Here is a 17,805-nt window from a genome sequence, read left to right on the forward strand (position 1 = left end):
ACATAAAAAACCAGGTCTATTATGGATACTAAAAAACTACTGAAGCACGTGCCCTGGGCATTACTCGGGATCCTCGGCGCTTTCTGTCTGGCGGTTGTCGCATTACGCCGGGGCGAACACGTAAGCGCCCTGTGGATCGTGGTCGCGTCGGTTTCCGTCTATCTTGTGGCTTATCGCTACTACAGCTTGTACATCGCGCAGAAGGTCATGAAGCTCGACCCGACGCGCGCCACCCCGGCGGTCATTAACAATGACGGCCTGAACTACGTGCCAACCAACCGCTACGTGCTGTTTGGCCACCACTTTGCCGCCATCGCAGGTGCTGGCCCGCTGGTCGGCCCGGTGCTGGCCGCGCAGATGGGCTACCTGCCGGGCACCCTGTGGCTGCTTGCCGGCGTGGTGCTGGCGGGTGCGGTGCAGGACTTCATGGTGCTGTTTATCTCTTCTCGCCGTAACGGCGCCTCTCTGGGCGAGATGATCAAAGAAGAGATGGGCCGCGTGCCGGGTACCATCGCGCTGTTCGGCTGCTTCCTGATTATGATCATCATCCTCGCGGTGCTGGCCCTGATCGTGGTGAAAGCCCTGGCCGAAAGCCCGTGGGGCGTCTTCACCGTCTGCTCTACCGTGCCGATTGCGCTGTTCATGGGCATCTACATGCGCTTCCTGAGACCAGGACGCGTGGGTGAAGTGTCGGTGATTGGTATCGTGCTGCTTGTGGCGTCCATTTACTTCGGCGGCGTGATTGCGCACGACCCGTACTGGGGCCCGGCGCTGACCTTCAAAGACACCACCATTACCTTCGTGCTGATTGGCTATGCCTTTGTCTCTGCCCTGCTGCCGGTATGGCTGATTCTGGCCCCGCGTGACTACCTGGCGACCTTCCTGAAAATCGGCGTAATCGTCGGGCTGGCGATCGGCATCGTGATCATCAACCCAGAGCTGAAAATGCCTGCGGTGACCCAGTATATTGACGGTACCGGCCCGCTGTGGAAAGGCGCCCTGTTCCCGTTCCTGTTCATCACCATCGCCTGCGGTGCGGTCTCCGGCTTCCACGCCCTGATTGCCTCCGGCACCACGCCTAAGCTGCTGGCGAACGAGAAAGACGCACGTCTGATCGGCTACGGCGCAATGCTGATGGAGTCCTTCGTGGCGATCATGGCGCTGGTTGCAGCCTCCATCATCGAGCCGGGTCTGTACTTCGCGATGAACACCCCGCCGGCGGGCCTGGGCATTACCATGCCAAACCTGCACGAGATGGGCGGTGACAACGCGGCGCTGATAATGGCGCAGCTGAAGGACGCAAGCGCACACGCCGCGGCGACCGTCAGCTCCTGGGGCTTCGTGATTTCGCCTGAGCAGATCATGCAGACCGCGAAAGACATCGGCGAGCCGTCCGTGCTGAACCGCGCAGGTGGTGCACCAACGCTGGCCGTGGGTATCGCACACGTCTTCCACAAAGTGCTGCCGTGGGCGGACATGGGCTTCTGGTACCACTTCGGTATTCTGTTCGAAGCGCTGTTCATCCTGACCGCGCTGGATGCCGGTACCCGTGCAGGCCGCTTTATGCTGCAAGATTTGCTCGGTAACTTCGTGCCGTTCCTGAAGAAAACCGACTCTCTGGTGGCGGGCATTCTGGGTACCGCGGGCTGCGTAGGCCTGTGGGGCTACCTGCTGTATCAGGGCGTTGTTGACCCGCTGGGCGGCGTGAAGAGCCTGTGGCCGCTGTTCGGTATCTCTAACCAGATGCTCGCAGCCGTTGCCCTGGTGCTCGGTACCGTGGTCCTCGTGAAGATGAAGCGCACCAAATACATCTGGGTAACGGTTGTTCCTGCGCTGTGGCTGCTGCTCTGCACCACCTGGGCGCTTGGCCTGAAGCTGTTCAGCGCCAACCCGCAGCTGGAAGGCTTCTTCTTCATGGCTAACCAGTACAAAGAGAAGATTGCCGCAGGCGGCGCGGATCTGACCGCGCAGCAGATTGCCAACATGAACCATATCGTGGTGAACAACTACACCAACGCGGGTCTGAGCATTCTGTTCCTGGTGGTGGTGTACAGCATTATCTTCTACGGCATCAAAACCTGGCTGAACGTGCGCAACGCCGACGGCCGTACGGATAAAGAAACCCCGTACGTACCGGTGCCGGAAGGCGGCGTGAAGACCTCTTCACACCATTAATCCGCAATCCCCCCCTCTCCCTTTGGGAGAGGGCTGGGGTGAGGGGAACACAAGCCCAGCGGACTCACATCGCCGGGCTTTTTCTGTCTGGAACCCACAATGTTTGGTAACTTAGGCGAAGCAAAAAAATACCTCGGTCAGGCGGCGAAGATGCTGATTGGCATCCCGGACTATGACAACTACGTTGAGCATATGAAGACCAACCATCCGGATAAGCCGTTTATGACCTACACCGAATTCTTCCGCGAGCGTCAGGAAGCACGCTACGGCGGAAGTGGAGAAGGCGGCGTCCGCTGCTGCTAAAGGAGAGACCATGACCCCGATTGCCGTTACCCTGCTGACCGGTTTTCTCGGCGCAGGCAAAACCACCCTGCTGCGCCACATCCTGAATGAACAGCACGGCTTCAAAATCGCCGTCATCGAAAACGAATTTGGCGAAGTCTCCGTTGACGATCAATTAATTGGCGACCGCGCCACCCAGATCAAAACCCTCACCAACGGCTGCATCTGCTGCACCCGCTCTAACGAATTAGAAGACGCCCTGCTGGACCTGCTCGACAGCCGCGATCGCGGCGAGATCGACTTCGACCGTCTGGTAATCGAGTGCACCGGCATGGCCGACCCCGGCCCGATTATTCAAACCTTTTTCTCTCACGAGATCCTCTGCCAGCGCTACCTGCTGGACGGCGTGATTGCCCTGGTTGACGCAGTACACGCCGACGAGCAGATGAACCAGTTCACCATCGCCCAGTCTCAGGTAGGCTACGCCGACCGCATCCTGCTGACCAAAACCGACGTGGCGGGAGAGAGTGAAAAACTGCGGGAGCGCCTGACGCGCATTAACTCGCGCGCGCCGATTTATACCGTGACGCACGGCAATATCGATCTGGCTCAGCTGTTCAACACCAGCGGCTTTATGCTGGAAGAGAACGTCACCGCAAAACCGCGCTTCCACTTTATGGCGGATAAGCAAAACGACGTGGCGTCGATTGTGGTCGAGCTGGATTACCCGGTGGATATCAGCGAGGTTTCGCGGGTGATGGAGAACCTGCTGCTGTCGTTTGCCGACAGGCTGCTGCGCTATAAAGGCATGCTGTGGATTGACGGTGAGCCGAACCGCCTGCTGTTCCAGGGCGTGCAGCGCCTGTACAGCGCCGACTGGGACAGGCCGTGGGGAGAGGAAAAGCCACAAAGCGTGATGGTGTTTATCGGGCTGACGCTGCCGGAAGATGAGATTCGGGCGGCGTTTGCGGGGTTACGTAAATAGCCGCCCTCATTGCCTCTCTCTTTGGAGAGGGGCATTAGCCTCTGCACAGATCGTTCCACGTATCGCGATAGATAATATTACCTTCCGTATACTTCCAGGTTATCGACTCATAGCGTAATTCGAGCGTTTCCAGATGCGTGCTGCTCAGGCCATTCGGTGACAGATACGGTGAAACCGTTGTGAGTATTACGTTCTCCAGAATAATGTTGAAATATTCAGCCTCAATCCCGGATTCCAGAATGCGGTACATCCTTATGATGGCTTTCTTCAGGGTGCGCCCCTCACACACTGCGCGATACAGAATAGGGGTTGTCTGGTCAAACTCTTTGACGATGGTAATAGGGCTGTGAACGCGTGTGCCGGTGAGTTTTCCCCAGCTCGGATCAACGGGTATAGTTACGCCGTGAGAGAATGACTTCAATTCGATGGAGCCTAAACGCATTGGCATCAAACAGCCGCCGACAATGGGAGACCCATTTTCATCTTCGAGCCAGAGGTGTGCGGGGGTAGACATATAATTTCCTTATTAATACTCAAAAAGTTATCAGTTGATGTATTACCATTTCACATAACGTACAAATATATAAACTATGAATATGGCAAATATTCCAATAGGCCATAGCGGGCCTTCCCTGAAAAAATTTATGTAAGATACGGCAAAAACTATCACACATATTTGCGGAGCATATAATGCAAATAATTGCCGAGCTAGCCAAAGTAGCATTCTTTTTATGTATATCATTCAACCTACTTAATCATCCTGGTAATAATATCTACAATCTCCTCATCTGAAGCCCATTGTGCTTTAAATGCCCCAGCACGCTCAAACACAGGTTCGACCAGGAAATACATCATTTCTAACTCGTGCAGATATAATGCCGAATAGTAAGAGGGGTAGGTGAAATTAAGTCTAGAGGCGCTATCAGCTGCCTTTTGCACAACACCATATAGGCTTGCCCCCACAGTAGCTATGCTAGCGACGCGTCCCGCAATCACACTCAGCTCAAGTCTAAGATTCATACCCACAGCAACAGAGGTAGCCGTAGCTAATGAAAACCCTACTCTGGAAAGAGAGCTGGCAGCAATGTGAATATTAGCTGCCATTAATTTTTGTTTGATAACCTCTAACTGCTCAGATTTTTTATGCTTAAATATTTCGTCAAAATATACTTTGAGCATTTCATAAACAACATCTCTATGTTGCCAAAGTTGGATTACGCCGTATAAAAACCTTAGGTCCTCAGTTCGCTGTTTTTTACAGACATCCTGATATTCATCCGTAAAACATGATGTGTAATAGATTGCGCGCGTTGCGCCTGCACCAATGATATCAATATGATTAGACACCGCCTCCTGTACGCCCGCGACCGCATGGTCAAGTTTCAACGCGAGAATATTATTCGACTGCAAATAACGTATGACGTCATTTCTGTAATACATGGTCACTCCTTGACATTCATTACATTCTGCAAAAAGTGTATGAACTCGCAGGTTTCGAGTAAATGGAGATGATGCATTCCCTTTGAGATCCGGATCGAAATATAAATAGATGAAAGATCGTTACAGGCAACGTAAAAATCACATACGCCTTACAAGCGTTTTTGCCTTCCTCGCGATCGTATAGGGCAAATATTCGCGCTATCAATATGTATGGATGACAACGTGTTGAGTAGATATTAAGCATAGAAATGTAAATTTACGTTTTCAACTATGACATTTGAAACACTTTTGGAAATTATTAGAAACGCAATTAATTCACGCCGAATCAATATCCCTTCCCTGTTCAAGGTCTGTTTAGAAAAAAAATTAAACTTATTCTAAACGCCGGAACATTACGCATTGACGCCGTGACAAACCAACCTTTCATCAACGACAAAAGAGAGATTCATTAACAAAAACAGCATAAAACTGCGAACCACCTCACATTTGCAGTCATAAACATCGCTTGTTAAGGTGTCCTCAGATTAATTTGATGACGAGGAAATACTCATGAAAAAGCTTAACGTTCTTATCCTTTCTGCTCTGACCGCCGTATCTGGCTCCGCACTCGCCATGGGCGGCAGCATTGAGCAGGGTAAAAATTTTACCAACCTGAATGTGGAAATGGGTAAATCCTCTTCCGGCCTGTACACCGAAGGTAACTGGCTGAAAAACACCGATGACGGCACCCAGACCGGCGGCGTTGGCGCAGGTTACAACCTGGAAGTTGGCCCGGTGATGCTGAACGCTGGCGCGAAAGCTATCTACATCGGCCCGAAAAAAGGCGATAACGGCGTGGCGTTCCCAATTGGTGGCGGCGTGAGCGTGGCGCTGACCGACAGCATCAACGTATTCGGTGAAGGCTATGTTGCACCGGACGGCCTGAACAACAGCGTGAAAAACTACGTTGAAGCGAACGGCGGCGTAAGCTGGTCACCAATCAAACCGGTTACGCTGAAAGTGGGTTACCGCCACGTGAGCGTTGACGGCAAAGACGGTCGTCCAAACCACACGCTGATTGACGGCGCTTACTTCGGCGGCGGCGTAAGCTTCTAAGCCAGTATTTCGCCCGGCGGCGCTACGCTTGCACGGGCCTACAGTGAACGGTGCAATCTCTTGATACTGTTTACATTGTAGGCCGGGTAAGCGCAGCGCCACCCGGCAAGAAAGGGTCGTGGAAACCTGCCAACCGGCAGGTTTTTTTACTTCTTACTGACGCACGACCACCAGCTTCTGGTTCACAAACTCTTTGATCCCCAGATCCGACAGCTCGCGCCCGTAGCCAGAGCGCTTGACGCCGCCAAACGGCAGCTCCGCCGCGGTATCGGTCAGCCAGTTGATGTAGACCATGCCGGTCTCAATGCGCGACGCCATTTTCTTCGCCCGCTCGATATCCTGGCTGAACACCGCCCCGCCCAGACCGTAGTGGGAATCGTTAGCCAGTGCGACCGCTTCGTCGTCGCTTTTCACCACGTAAACCTGCGCTACCGGACCGAAGAACTCCTCGAAGTACGCCGGGTTATCGCGCGAGATGTGCGTCAGGATCGTCGGCTCAAAGAAGCTTCCGTCACGCTGAACCGGCTTGCCGCCATAGTGCAGCTTCGCGCCATTTTTCACCGCCTCGTTAACCTGTTTGGTTAGCGTCTCCAGCGCGTCTTTGGAAGACAAAGGCCCCAGCGTGGTGCTTTCGTCCAGCGGATCGCCAATTTTCACCTGCTTAAACGCCTCGGTGAATTTGCTCAGGAAGGCGTCTGCAATCTTTTCATGCAGGATAAAGCGCTTCGCCGCGGTACATACCTGCCCGGCATTGTTGAGCCGCGCGTTAACGCCGATCTTCACGGCTTTATCCAGGTCGGCATCGTCCAGCACCACGAACACGTCGTTACCGCCCAGCTCCAGCGTAGATTTCTTGAGGTTCTTCGCGGCCTGCGCCGCGACCACGCTGCCCGCTTTTTCGGAACCGGTCAGCGCGGCACCCTGTACGCGATCGTCGGCAATAATGTTCGCCACCTGATCGGAAGAGATAAACAGGTTGGTCCACGCCCCTTCCGGCGCGCCCGCCTCACGCACCAGGTGCGCAAAGGTTTCGGCACAGTGCGGCACGATGCTGGCGTGTTTGGCGATGACCGGGTTGCCCGCCGCCAGGTTCGGCGCGAGCACACGCATCAGCTGATAGTAGGGGAAGTTCCACGGCTCAACGGCCATCAGCACGCCGATCGGGTGGTGCTCTACCCAGGCTTCTCCGAGTTCAGATTCGTATTTCACCGGCGCCAGGAACTGCTTCGCGTTGTCGGCGTAATAGCGGGCGATCTGCGCGCACAGTTTTACCTCGCCGCGGCTCTGCTCAATGAGCTTGCCCATCTCCTGGCTGGCGATTTTTGCCAGCTCCTCCACGCGATCGTCGATAAGATCGGCGAGCTTATGCAGCACGGGAAGACGCTGGCTAATATCACCTTTCGCCCAGTCTGAATGATAGAGCGCGTCTGCCGCATTCAGCGCCGCCTCGATATCCGCGTCAGTATGGGAAGGATACTCTTTGATAAGCTGGTTAGTGGCAGGATTTACTGTCTGATAAGCCATGTCGAATCTCCTTAATTTACCGCTTAGGGTATTAAGGGTAGTCACTCTGACTGACTATGGACGTAAAGTTGGGTATATCCGGAAGGTTCTTAACGAGACGCTGTTGGGATCCACGCCGGGATGGTATAAAAAACGTTGCTCATTAAAGGATACCCTATGCCCGATACCCGCCTCGTTCGTCAGACGTTCAACCGCGTGCCCGGCCTCGAACTGCGCAGCACGTGGCAGAGCACGCAGGCATATAAGCGTCATAGCCATGCGCAAGTATCGATCGGTGCAATCATGGAGGGGAGTACGCGATGCGTGTGCGGTGGGCAGGAATATCTGCTCACGCCGGGCGACATCATTGTGATCCCCGCGCACGTCCCGCACAGCTGTAACCCGGTGGCCGGGCTGCCGCGCAGCTACCATATGCTCTACATCGACACTGACCTTCCCCTCGGGCAGCAGGTCATTCGTGACGCACCGCTGTTTAAGCGCTATCTGGATACTGTTGAAAGCATGTCATCAACAGCCCTGAACGCATTGCTTTCCGCAATCCCTTTGTGCGGTGAAGATAAGCGAAAGCTACGTCCCACCAGCCAGCTGCTGCAGCAGGCGATTCTGCAGGATCTTGCCGCTCCACCCACGCTGGACGCTCTGGCCCGGCGATTTTCCTTGCGTAAAGAGACGCTGATCCGCACCTTCAAGCAGGACACCGGGCTAACGCCGGGCAGCTTCCTCAACGTCTCGCGCGTGGAATATGCCAAAGCGCGCCTGCGTGCCGGAGATGAGATCGCCGACGTCGGCTACCAGAGCGGATTTGCCGATCAGAGCCATTTCCACAAAACCTTTGTGAGCTACACCGCAGCCACGCCCCGTCAGTACGCCACCGGCCGATCAATATCGGACAATAAATAGGTTCTCGAGCGCCGTAACCTGATCTCAGTTTTTATTCTGAGGTCGCTATGGAACTGTTATTCCCTTCCGCTTTTCTCGCCCTGGCGCTGGCGCATTTTGTTGCCCTGCTGAGCCCGGGGCCCGATTTTTTCCTGCTGGTAGGCTACGCCGCACGCTACCGCCTGCGCGGCAGCGCCGGGCTGTGCATTGGGATAGCGGCGGGAAACGGGCTCTATATTTTGCTGGTGATTGCGGGATGGAGCGCGCTGCGCCAGTTTTCGTGGCTTTTTGCGCTTATCGAACTGTCCGGCGCGCTTTACCTGCTGTGGATTGGCTCGCACCTGGTGCGCAGCCGTCCGCAGCCCCTTACGCTGAATGAAACCCACCAGCGCTTTCCTTCGCTACGCAAGCAGATCCTGCTGGGGCTAGGCTCTGCGCTGCTAAACCCGAAGAATGCGCTGTTCTATCTGGCGCTGATGACGGCATTGCTGGGGCCGGACGTCACGCTGCTTCAGCAGGCGGTCAGTGGCGTCTGGATGGTGATGGTGGTGCTGATGTGGGATTTGGTGCTGGTGTCGCTGATGGGGTTGCCGACAGTTCAGCAGAAGGTCGGCCGGGTACTGTGGGTGATTGAGCGAGCGGCAGGCGTGGTGCTGATGGGATTTGGCGGGTGGGTGGTGTGGCGGGTGATATCACAAAGTGTGTTGCCCCTATAGAAAGCAACGCCTTTATTGCCTTACAAAATAAGTGACTTAGCTATTAGTATTTATTCCCTGACGTGGCAAGCTAAAGCCACAGCAATCGTTAAGGGAACAACGTGAAAAACTACAAAGTCATCACGCCACTTTTTCCAACCTATGCGCAGGTTCAGGCAATGATGAAAGCCGTCTCCGGCTATTCAGTGAATTCGGTACGTAACATGATCAATGCGATTCAGGAGCAAACCGGCACGCCGCAAAATCCGGTTGACTGGTCCGAACCTGATATGTGGATCAACGAACGCCTGAAAGGCGAAGACGCTGAAATCGCGCTGCGGATCTGGAATCAGGATAACCACATCCTCAATCCCCGCCATAGTTACGGTAGCTATTTATTTCTTAACTCTTCTGTTTTCGAACTGATGGAAACGACGCCGAAAGATATCTGGGTACCCACCGAGCGCGGGCAACAATTTCTAAATCATGATGACGCCACGCTCCGCGCGCTGGACGATAAAGAAGGGTTACTGCAACTTCTTGAACTGCTGGCAGGACGTGAAATGTCGCGTCGTGCTGACTTACTCCCTGAATGGCAGGCTTTTTTACACCAGCATTCAAAATTTGCCTCTACCAGCTCTATCAAAAGCACCCTCTACTCGCGCCTCTATAACTTGATCGATCGCGATATGGTCGCCCGGGAAGGGATGAGTTACTACATCACCGATAAAGGCCGCGCATGGTTAGCGAATGCCCTACCGGCCCGAAAAGCCGACCCACGAAAAGAACTTCTGGACGCGGTTAAGCGCTATAACCAGCAGCAAAAAGAGCATCTTCGCGAACAAATCAGCACCATGAATCCCTACAAGTTTGAGCATTTGATTGGTCAACTTCTGGAGGCAATGGGTTATGAACAGGTGGAAGTGACCAAAGCGTCGGGCGATAAAGGCGTCGACGTCGTCGGCAGAGTACAGGTGGGCATTACCACCATCACGGAAGTGGTACAGGTTAAGCGTATGCAGAGCAATATTACCCGTCCTGTTATCGACCAGTTACGTGGTGCGTTGCCTTATCACAGCGCGATCCGGGGCACACTCATCACCACGGGTCGTTTTGCCGGAAACTGTGAAAAAGCGGCTCTGCATCCCGGTGCTGCTCCTATTACCTTGATAGATGGTGACCGACTCCTAGAACTGCTAATTGAGAATAATGTCGGCATTCGTCGCAGCAATGCGGTCGAGCTGCTGGACGTGGATCTGCAGCTTTTTGATGAACTGGAAGAGGGATTAAAAGGCGAAATTTAACGTCTTAATCGCTACAATAGACGCCAAATTTTTCCTGATTGAGTTCATCATGGCCAAAGCACCAACAAAAAAAGCCAAAGCAAAGAAAGGCTTTGAAGACACATTATGGGATACCGCGAACCAGCTTCGCGGTAGCGTTGAATCCTCCGAGTACAAGCACGTGGTACTGAGCCTCGTGTTCCTGAAATTTATCAGCGATAAGTTCGAGGCCCGTCGTCAAAAAATGAAGGACGAAGGCCAGGGAGACTTCCTGGAAATGGAAGTCTTCTATCAGCAGGACAATATCTTCTACCTGCCGGAAAAGGCGCGCTGGTCGTTCATTAAACAAAATGCCAAGCAGGATAACCTCGCCGTCCTGATTGATGACGCCCTCTCCACCATTGAGAAGCGCAACCCGACGCTGAAAGGCGCGCTGCCGGATAACTACTTCAGCCGTCAGGATCTGGAAACCAAGAAGCTGGCGTCGCTGATCGACACTATCGACAACATCGAAACGCTAGCACATGAAACCGACGTTGAAGCGCTGTCGAAAGAAGATCTGGTCGGCCGCGTGTACGAATACTTCCTCGGCAAGTTTGCCGCCACCGAAGGCAAAGGCGGTGGTGAGTTCTATACGCCAAAATGCGTGGTGACGCTGCTGACCGAGATGCTCGAACCGTTCCAGGGTAAAATTTATGACCCCTGCTGCGGCTCGGCGGGGATGTTTGTCCAGTCGGTGAAGTTCGTCGAAAGCCACCAGGGGAAAAGCCGCGATATCGCCCTGTACGGTCAGGAGCTGACGGCCACCACCTATAAACTGGCGAAGATGAACCTAGCGATTCGCGGCCTGTCGGCTAACCTTGGCGAACGCCCTGCGGACACCTTCTTCAGCGATCAGCACCCGGATTTAAAAGCCGACTACATTCTGGCAAACCCGCCGTTTAACCTGAAAGACTGGCGTAACGACGCCGAGCTGACCAACGATCCGCGCTTTGCAGGCTACCGCACACCGCCAACCGGTAACGCCAACTACGGCTGGATTTTGCATATGCTCTCCAAGCTGTCGGCCAACGGCACCGCTGGTTTTGTGCTGGCAAACGGCTCCATGAGTTCCAACACCAGCGGCGAAGGCGAGATCCGCGCGCAGATGATCGAAAACGATCTGATCGACTGCATGATCGCCCTGCCCGGCCAGCTGTTCTATACCACCCAGATCCCGGTCTGCCTGTGGTTTATGACCAAATCGAAAGCGGCCGATCCGGCCAAAGGCTACCGCAACCGTCGGGGCGAAACGCTGTTTATCGATGCGCGTAACCTCGGCACCATGATGAACCGCACCACCAAAGAGCTGACGGCGGACGATATCGCCACCATCGCCGATACTTACCATGCGTGGCGCAGCACGCCAGAAGAGCTGGCCGAACGCGTTAAGCGCGGCGACAGCAGGCTGGCGCAGTACGAAGACCAGGCCGGGTTCTGCAAGGTCGCGACTATTGAAGAGATGAAGGCTAACGATTACGTGCTGACGCCGGGCCGCTACGTCGGTGCTGCCGAGCAGGAAGACGACGGTGTGGCGTTTGAAACCAAAATGAGTGAATTGTCGAAGACGTTATTTGAACAAATGAAGCAGGCGGAAGAGCTGGATAAAGCGATTCGTCAGAACCTGGAGGTTTTGGGTTATGGGGAGTAAGTGGAAAACATCCTTTTTAACCGACCATTACAGCATTAGCTCTGGTCTTTCCAAACCAGCTAAAGATTTTGGTACAGGTTATCCGTTCTTATCTTTTAAGGATATTTTTTATAATTATTTTTTACCTGATTCACTCACGCAATTAGTGCAAAGTACAGATAAAGAAAGAGCCTCTTGCTCGGTAAGACGCGGGGATGTTTTTCTTACTCGTACAAGCGAAACGATGCATGAACTGGGTATGAGTTCTGTAGCATTAAAAGATTATACAGATGCCACGTTCAATGGCTTTTGTAAAAGATTGCGCCCGAAGGAAACATCTGAATTAGAACCAGAGTATGTTGGTTATTACTTGCGTAGCCCTGTATTTAGACAGAGCATGCTTGCCTTTTCCACCATGTCAACCCGAGCTAGTCTTAATAATGAAATGATTAGTCGGTTGGAAATAAGTTATCCAGATCGTAAAATACAAAAAAAGATAGCAAACATCCTACTTTCTCTTGATGAAAAAATCGCAATATCAAGAGCAATCAACCAAACCTTGGAACAAATGTCTCAAACACTGTTCAAATCCTGGTTTGTAGATTTCGACCCAGTAATTGACAACGCGCTAAATGCAGGAAATCCAATCCCAGAAGCGCTGCAATTTCGTGCCGAACTGCGTCAAAAAGTACGCAATAGTACAGATTTCAAACCACTTCCGACGGATGTTCGTGTACTATTCCCGGCTGAGTTTGAAGAAACAGAATTGGGTTGGATTCCTAAGGGATGGCAACACAAAAATGCTGAAGAAATCGCAACGATTTCTATCGGGAAAACGCCTCCCCGCAATAATAAAGAATGTTTTAGCGTCAAGGAAGATAACAATTACACTTGGGTATCAATTAAAGACCTTGGAAACTGCAATGTATTTATTAAGAAAAGCAGTGAATATCTAACTACTGATGCAGTTAATAATTACAATGTAAAAGTCGTGCCTAAAGGAGCTGTGTTATTAAGCTTTAAATTAACCATTGGTAGAATAGCTATAGCAGCAAACACATTAACTACTAATGAAGCAATTGCTCATTTTCATAATATGAAACAAGATATAAGCAAAGAATATCTATATTCATATTTACAACAATTTGATTATAATTCGTTAGGAAGCACATCTTCTATTGCTACCGCAGTTAATTCTAAAATCATAAAAAAAATCCCAGTTCTAGTGCCTGATGCTGCTATATTAAAGCAATATAAAACATCAACAGATATTATTTTTAAAAGAATATACTTTAACAATGAAAATACACATAATTTAATCGCCCTCCGCGACACCCTGCTCCCCAAACTCATCTCCGGCGAGCTGTCCCTGGAGGATCTCCCCGACATCATCAAACAAACCGAAGCCGCATAACGCATTTTTGCCCCTGTAAAATCAGGGGCTTTCTGGTAAGGTTTTCTCTTATTACAGGAACCCTTACCAGAAAACCAGCCAGGGCCGGAGCGGGATATGCATCTCTCATTCAGTGAAGCGAAGTTAGAACAGGCAATAATTGAACTGCTACAGGAGCAGGGTTACCAGCACCTGACAGGCGACAATGTGCCGCGTTCCAGCCTCGATCAGGTCATTATTGAAGACGATCTTCGCCACTATCTCGCATCCCGCTATCAGGCCGACGGTATAACGGAAGACGAAATCCAGCGGCTGATCAAACAGTTCACTACCCTGCCCGCCTCCGATCTCTACGAAAGTAATAAGACCTTTTGCACCTGGCTGGCAAATGGCTTCCTTTTTAAACGCGACGACCGTCAGCAGAAAGATCTCTATATCGAACTGCTCGATACCCGGCACCTGCCCGCCGCGCTGCGTGAGCTATTCGATAGCCAAGACGTACCGATGCAACAGGCTGCTGAAACGCCAGCAAGCTATCTTATCCAGCCGTTAAACCGCATTAAAATTGTTAACCAACTGACCATCACCGGCAAAGAAAACCAGCCGCGCATTCCGGATGCCATCCTGTATATCAACGGCCTGCCGTTGGTGGTGTTCGAATTTAAAAGCGCGGTGCGCGAGCAGGAAGCCAATATTGGCGACGCGTATAAACAGCTCTGTACCCGCTATCGTCGCGATATTCCTCAGCTATTTGTCTATAACGCGCTGTGCATCATTAGCGACGGCGTCAATAACCGCATGGGCAACCTGTTCGCGCCGTATGAGTATTTTTACTCGTGGCGTAAAGTCACCGGTAATGAAAACCGCGAGCAGGACGGTATCCCTTCCCTGCACTCAATGATTCAGGGGCTGTTTCATCCGGTACGCCTGCTGGACGTGATTAAAAACTTTATCTGCTTCCCGGATAAAGCCAAATACGAAGTGAAAATTTGCTGCCGCTACCCGCAGTACTATGCCGCGCGCAAGCTCTACTACAGCATCGAGCGAGCGCGTAAACCGTACGGTAACGGTAAAGGTGGCACCTACTTTGGCGCCACGGGCTGCGGTAAGAGTTACACCATGCAGTTCTTAACCCGCCTGCTGATGAAAAGCGTCGAGTTTTCCAGTCCGACCATCGTGCTGATCACTGACCGTACCGATCTGGACGATCAGCTCTCCACACAGATGTGCAATGCCAAAAATTATATCGGTGACGATACCGTGGAGCCCGTCACCAGCCGCGACGATCTGCGGGAAAAGCTGGCCGGTCGTAACAGCGGCGGCGTCTTCCTGACCACCATCCATAAATTTACTGAAGACACCGAATTGCTCTCCAAGCGAAGCAATGTCATCTGTATCTCTGACGAAGCGCACCGCAGCCAGGTCAATCTGGATCAGAAAGTGATCGTCGATAAAGAGAGCGGCAAGGTACGCAAGACCTGGGGCTTCGCCAAATATCTGCACGACTCGCTGCCAGCGGCCACCTATGTCGGTTTCACCGGAACGCCTGTAGACGCCACGCTGGATGTCTTCGGCGCGGTAGTGGACAGCTACACCATGACAGAATCCGTTCAGGATGAAATCACGGTACGTATCGTCTATGAAGGCCGGGCTGCAAAAGTGATCCTGGATGCCAGCAAGCTGGAAGAGGTAGAGAAATATTACGAAGAGTGCGCTAACGCGGGCACCAATGAGTGGCAAATCGACGAAAGTAAAAAAGCCAGCGCCACCATGAACGCGATCCTCGGCGATGAGGATCGCCTGAAGTCGCTGGCGGAAGACTTTGCTAAACACTATGAAAAACGCGTCGCTGAAGGCTCAACGGTGAAAGGTAAGGCAATGTTTGTCTGCGCCAGCCGGGACATTGCCTGGGATTTATATCGTTTGTTGAAAGACTGTCGTCCGGCATGGTTTGAGGTTAAACAGGCTCCCGAAGGGGTCGAACTTACCGAGCAGGAGCAGAAAGAGCTGCCACCGTCCGAAATGGTCAAGATGGTGATGACGCGAGGTAAAGACGATGACGCCAAACTGTACCACCTGTTGGGCAGTAAAGAGTATCGTAAAGAGCTGGATAAACAGTTCAAAAATGCAAAGTCGAATTTCAAAATCGCTATTGTGGTCGATATGTGGCTCACCGGTTTCGACGTCCCGGAACTGGACACCATTTACATCGATAAGCCACTGCAAAAACATAACCTGATCCAGACCATCTCCCGAGTTAACCGCAAGCTGGAAGGAAAAAGCAAAGGTCTGGTGGTGGACTATATCGGCATCAAGCGCCAGATGAACCAGGCACTGGCGATGTATTCCCGCATAGACGCCACCAACTTTGAGGACATCCAGCAGTCGGTCATTGAGGTGAAGAATCATCTCGACCTTCTGTCGCAGGTTTTCCACGATTTCGACAGCCGCGCTTACTTCACAGGAGAGCCTCAGGCTCAGCTTGCGTGTCTGAATCAGGCGGCAGAATTTGTCATGCGGACCCAGAAAATTGAACGTCGCTTTATGGGGCTGGTGAAGCGCCTGAAGGCGGCCTACGATGTCTGCTGCGGTAGCGAGGCGTTATCGCAGACAGAGCGAGATCGTATCCATTTCTATCTTGCAGTACGCTCCATCGTCTTTAAGCTGACCAAGGGTGATGCACCTGACGTTACCCAGATGAACGCCCGCGTGCGAGAGATGATTTCTGACGCATTAAAGGCAGATGGCGTGGAAGAGCTGTTTTTCCTGGGCGATAAGAAAGCGGAATCGATCGATATTTTCGACGAGGATTATCTGGCGCGTATTAATAAGATCAAGCTGCCCGCAACAAAGATCCAGCTTCTGCAGAAACTGCTGGAGAAAGCCATCAGCGACTTTAAAAAGATTAACCAGCTTCAGGGGATCAACTTCACTCGTCGCTTCCAGTCCATTATGGATAAATATAACGAGCGCCGGGAAGACGACGTGCTGAACGGTGAAGAGTTCGATAATTTCAGTCAGGAGATGACCGATATTATCTACGATATCAAAACCGAAATGGGCACCTATGCAGATTTGGGGATTGATATTGAAGAGAAAGCGTTTTACGACATCCTGGCGCATATGCGAGACAAGTATCAGTTTACCTATGAAGACGACAAGATGCTGGCGCTTGCAAAAGAGATGAAAGCAGTCGTTGATAACACGTCGAAGTATCCAGACTGGAGTAAACGTGATGATATTAAGGCTAAACTGAAGGTGGAACTCATCCTTCTGCTGCATAAACATAAGTTCCCTCCGGTAGCCAACGATGAGGTCTATTTAGGCGTGTTGATGCAGGCAGAGAATTTTAAAGAAAATATGGATTCGGTGAAAATGTAACTTCATAACTCATTTTGGCAAAGACTGTTCTTACGGCGCAACAATGATTATAAGGAGCACGTTATGGCAGAAGGATTAAAAATGTTTTACGCGCGTGATGAGCGCAATACAAACTCTCATATTCCTGTAGCAGATATTAAAGAGAGTGATAGAGAGGGGCTGATATGTGAGTTCTGCCCAGCTAAAATTAGTTGGGTCAAGGCTCACAAACGTAACGGTAAGAATATTTCAGCGTTCTTACGTTTACAGAAAAACGAGGAACATACTTTCAATTGTAAAAACAACGTCAAATCTGCAATTACTTCTCTTGTAGCCCATTCACAGAATATTGAAGACGGAAAACTTCTCCTCGAGGCGCAAGATTCAGCGTTTATCTTCCGAATGAACGTCCTTATTGAAGCCAGCGCCGTTCTAAGAAAAACCAGTTTTACTCTAGAGGAAGAAGCCGATCCGGAAGAGAAAGCACGCAAGAGAATTCGATATAAGAAAACAGAAAAGCGTCTCGCTGATTACTTTAACACGGCTGCTGGTATTGCTAAAATCAGAGCAAAAATAGAGGAAAGCAGCGATAAGAAAACACTATCTGACCTGGTAAAGATAGATTATAACGGCAAGAAAATTAGCTGGAATGACTTTTTCTATGATGAAAACCGTTATCCCATTCTTTTTAAAAAGGCCGCGAAAATCGCTCATCCTGTCGCAATTCTTATAACGGTTAAAAAAGCGCAAGAATACATTAATAGTGAAAGAAGTAATTTCTACACCCTCAAAGGGGAGGTATGTACACTGGAGCTTGAGGATAAAAGCAAAGAGTTTTTCGCACCAGGTTTAACTTGTAATGATGCTACCTTTTTTGAAAATCTCGAACCAAAAGACGAGATTATTGTTGTCGGTAAAGTACGCCCAACAACAAATCGCTGGGGTGAAGGGAATATCTTTAAGAATTTAAACTTTAATGTTTTTAACAAAAAACAAATAACACGGTTAAAAGATTGAAATACTGC

Annotated in this window: 14 protein-coding genes; 11 read left to right on the forward strand and 3 right to left on the reverse strand. The window is 51.3% G+C overall.

Features of this window, described 5'->3' with window-relative positions; genetic code table 11:
- The first annotated feature begins 21 nt into the window (after positions 1 to 21).
- The 3 genes from D5067_RS19905 (at position 22) to yjiA (ending at position 3,442) form a co-directional block, all read left to right on the forward strand.
- On the forward strand, positions 22 to 2,175 hold the full coding sequence (locus D5067_RS19905) for a carbon starvation CstA family protein (protein ID WP_119935676.1): 2,154 nt from the start codon (positions 22 to 24) through the stop codon (positions 2,173 to 2,175).
- Positions 2,176 to 2,274: 99 nt separating this feature from the next.
- On the forward strand, positions 2,275 to 2,478 hold the full coding sequence (locus D5067_RS19910; RefSeq protein WP_023345387.1) for a YbdD/YjiX family protein: 204 nt from the start codon (positions 2,275 to 2,277) through the stop codon (positions 2,476 to 2,478).
- A gap of 10 nt (positions 2,479 to 2,488) precedes the next feature.
- Positions 2,489 to 3,442: a GTPase gene (yjiA, locus tag D5067_RS19915; protein WP_119935677.1), complete on the forward strand. Its 954-nt coding sequence runs from the start codon at positions 2,489 to 2,491 to the stop codon at positions 3,440 to 3,442.
- A 34-nt stretch (positions 3,443 to 3,476) separates the two neighbouring features.
- Here yjiA and D5067_RS19920 read toward each other — a convergent pair whose 3' ends face one another.
- Both D5067_RS19920 and D5067_RS19925 read right to left on the reverse strand, forming a co-directional pair.
- The gene (locus D5067_RS19920; RefSeq protein ID WP_119935678.1) at positions 3,477 to 3,956 is read right to left on the reverse strand and encodes an Hcp family type VI secretion system effector; all 480 of its coding nucleotides are present in this window, start codon (positions 3,954 to 3,956) and stop codon (positions 3,477 to 3,479) included.
- Positions 3,957 to 4,189: 233 nt separating this feature from the next.
- Positions 4,190 to 4,882 carry a hypothetical protein gene (locus D5067_RS19925; RefSeq protein WP_119935680.1) on the reverse strand — a complete coding sequence of 231 codons (693 nt, stop codon included), beginning with the start codon at positions 4,880 to 4,882 and terminating at the stop codon, positions 4,190 to 4,192.
- A gap of 549 nt (positions 4,883 to 5,431) precedes the next feature.
- On the opposite strand from D5067_RS19925, the gene D5067_RS19930 reads away from it, so the two are divergent.
- Positions 5,432 to 5,977: a YfaZ family outer membrane protein gene (locus D5067_RS19930; RefSeq protein ID WP_119935681.1), complete on the forward strand. Its 546-nt coding sequence runs from the start codon at positions 5,432 to 5,434 to the stop codon at positions 5,975 to 5,977.
- 153 nt (positions 5,978 to 6,130) lie between these two features.
- Here D5067_RS19930 and D5067_RS19935 read toward each other — a convergent pair whose 3' ends face one another.
- Positions 6,131 to 7,501 carry an NAD-dependent succinate-semialdehyde dehydrogenase gene (locus D5067_RS19935; RefSeq protein WP_119935682.1) on the reverse strand — a complete coding sequence of 457 codons (1,371 nt, stop codon included), beginning with the start codon at positions 7,499 to 7,501 and terminating at the stop codon, positions 6,131 to 6,133.
- A gap of 156 nt (positions 7,502 to 7,657) precedes the next feature.
- Between D5067_RS19935 and D5067_RS19940 the strand changes: the two genes are divergently transcribed.
- The 7 genes from D5067_RS19940 to D5067_RS19970 all read left to right on the forward strand — a co-directional run bounded on the left by D5067_RS19940 (position 7,658) and on the right by D5067_RS19970 (position 17,797).
- Positions 7,658 to 8,401, forward strand: a complete 744-nt coding sequence (locus D5067_RS19940) for an AraC family transcriptional regulator (protein ID WP_119935683.1) — start codon at positions 7,658 to 7,660, stop codon at positions 8,399 to 8,401.
- Between the two features lie 47 nt (positions 8,402 to 8,448).
- Entirely contained in the window at positions 8,449 to 9,096 is a 648-nt protein-coding gene (locus D5067_RS19945; protein ID WP_119935684.1) for a LysE family translocator, read from the forward strand.
- 101 nt (positions 9,097 to 9,197) lie between these two features.
- Entirely contained in the window at positions 9,198 to 10,379 is a 1,182-nt protein-coding gene (locus D5067_RS19950) for a restriction endonuclease (RefSeq protein WP_119935685.1), read from the forward strand.
- 49 nt (positions 10,380 to 10,428) lie between these two features.
- Positions 10,429 to 12,048: a class I SAM-dependent DNA methyltransferase gene (locus D5067_RS19955; protein ID WP_119935686.1), complete on the forward strand. Its 1,620-nt coding sequence runs from the start codon at positions 10,429 to 10,431 to the stop codon at positions 12,046 to 12,048.
- The gene (locus D5067_RS19960) at positions 12,038 to 13,441 is read left to right on the forward strand and encodes a restriction endonuclease subunit S (protein ID WP_119935687.1); all 1,404 of its coding nucleotides are present in this window, start codon (positions 12,038 to 12,040) and stop codon (positions 13,439 to 13,441) included. The genes D5067_RS19955 and D5067_RS19960 overlap by 11 nt, the downstream gene beginning before the upstream one ends.
- Before the next feature lie 96 nt (positions 13,442 to 13,537).
- Complete coding sequence (locus tag D5067_RS19965) at positions 13,538 to 16,801, forward strand: type I restriction endonuclease subunit R (RefSeq protein ID WP_119935688.1); 3,264 nt, start codon at positions 13,538 to 13,540, stop codon at positions 16,799 to 16,801.
- Between the two features lie 63 nt (positions 16,802 to 16,864).
- Positions 16,865 to 17,797, forward strand: a complete 933-nt coding sequence (locus D5067_RS19970; protein ID WP_119935689.1) for a hypothetical protein — start codon at positions 16,865 to 16,867, stop codon at positions 17,795 to 17,797.
- Positions 17,798 to 17,805 lie beyond the last annotated feature (8 nt).

Origin of the sequence: Enterobacter huaxiensis (assembly GCF_003594935.2) — a bacterium.
Taxonomy (GTDB): domain Bacteria; phylum Pseudomonadota; class Gammaproteobacteria; order Enterobacterales; family Enterobacteriaceae; genus Enterobacter; species Enterobacter huaxiensis.

Excerpts from the sequence above, each read along its gene's own strand:
- D5067_RS19905 (WP_119935676.1), top strand. The coding sequence starts at position 22 with ATGGATACTAAAAAACTACTGAAGCACGTGCCCTGGGCATTACTCGGG.
- D5067_RS19910 (WP_023345387.1), top strand. The coding sequence starts at position 2,275 with ATGTTTGGTAACTTAGGCGAAGCAAAAAAATACCTCGGTCAGGCGGCG.
- yjiA (WP_119935677.1), top strand. The coding sequence starts at position 2,489 with ATGACCCCGATTGCCGTTACCCTGCTGACCGGTTTTCTCGGCGCAGGC.
- D5067_RS19920 (WP_119935678.1), bottom strand. The coding sequence starts at position 3,956 with ATGTCTACCCCCGCACACCTCTGGCTCGAAGATGAAAATGGGTCTCCC.
- D5067_RS19925 (WP_119935680.1), bottom strand. The coding sequence starts at position 4,882 with ATGTATTACAGAAATGACGTCATACGTTATTTGCAGTCGAATAATATT.
- D5067_RS19930 (WP_119935681.1), top strand. The coding sequence starts at position 5,432 with ATGAAAAAGCTTAACGTTCTTATCCTTTCTGCTCTGACCGCCGTATCT.
- D5067_RS19935 (WP_119935682.1), bottom strand. The coding sequence starts at position 7,501 with ATGGCTTATCAGACAGTAAATCCTGCCACTAACCAGCTTATCAAAGAG.
- D5067_RS19940 (WP_119935683.1), top strand. The coding sequence starts at position 7,658 with ATGCCCGATACCCGCCTCGTTCGTCAGACGTTCAACCGCGTGCCCGGC.
- D5067_RS19945 (WP_119935684.1), top strand. The coding sequence starts at position 8,449 with ATGGAACTGTTATTCCCTTCCGCTTTTCTCGCCCTGGCGCTGGCGCAT.
- D5067_RS19955 (WP_119935686.1), top strand. The coding sequence starts at position 10,429 with ATGGCCAAAGCACCAACAAAAAAAGCCAAAGCAAAGAAAGGCTTTGAA.
- D5067_RS19960 (WP_119935687.1), top strand. The coding sequence starts at position 12,038 with ATGGGGAGTAAGTGGAAAACATCCTTTTTAACCGACCATTACAGCATT.
- D5067_RS19965 (WP_119935688.1), top strand. The coding sequence starts at position 13,538 with ATGCATCTCTCATTCAGTGAAGCGAAGTTAGAACAGGCAATAATTGAA.
- D5067_RS19970 (WP_119935689.1), top strand. The coding sequence starts at position 16,865 with ATGGCAGAAGGATTAAAAATGTTTTACGCGCGTGATGAGCGCAATACA.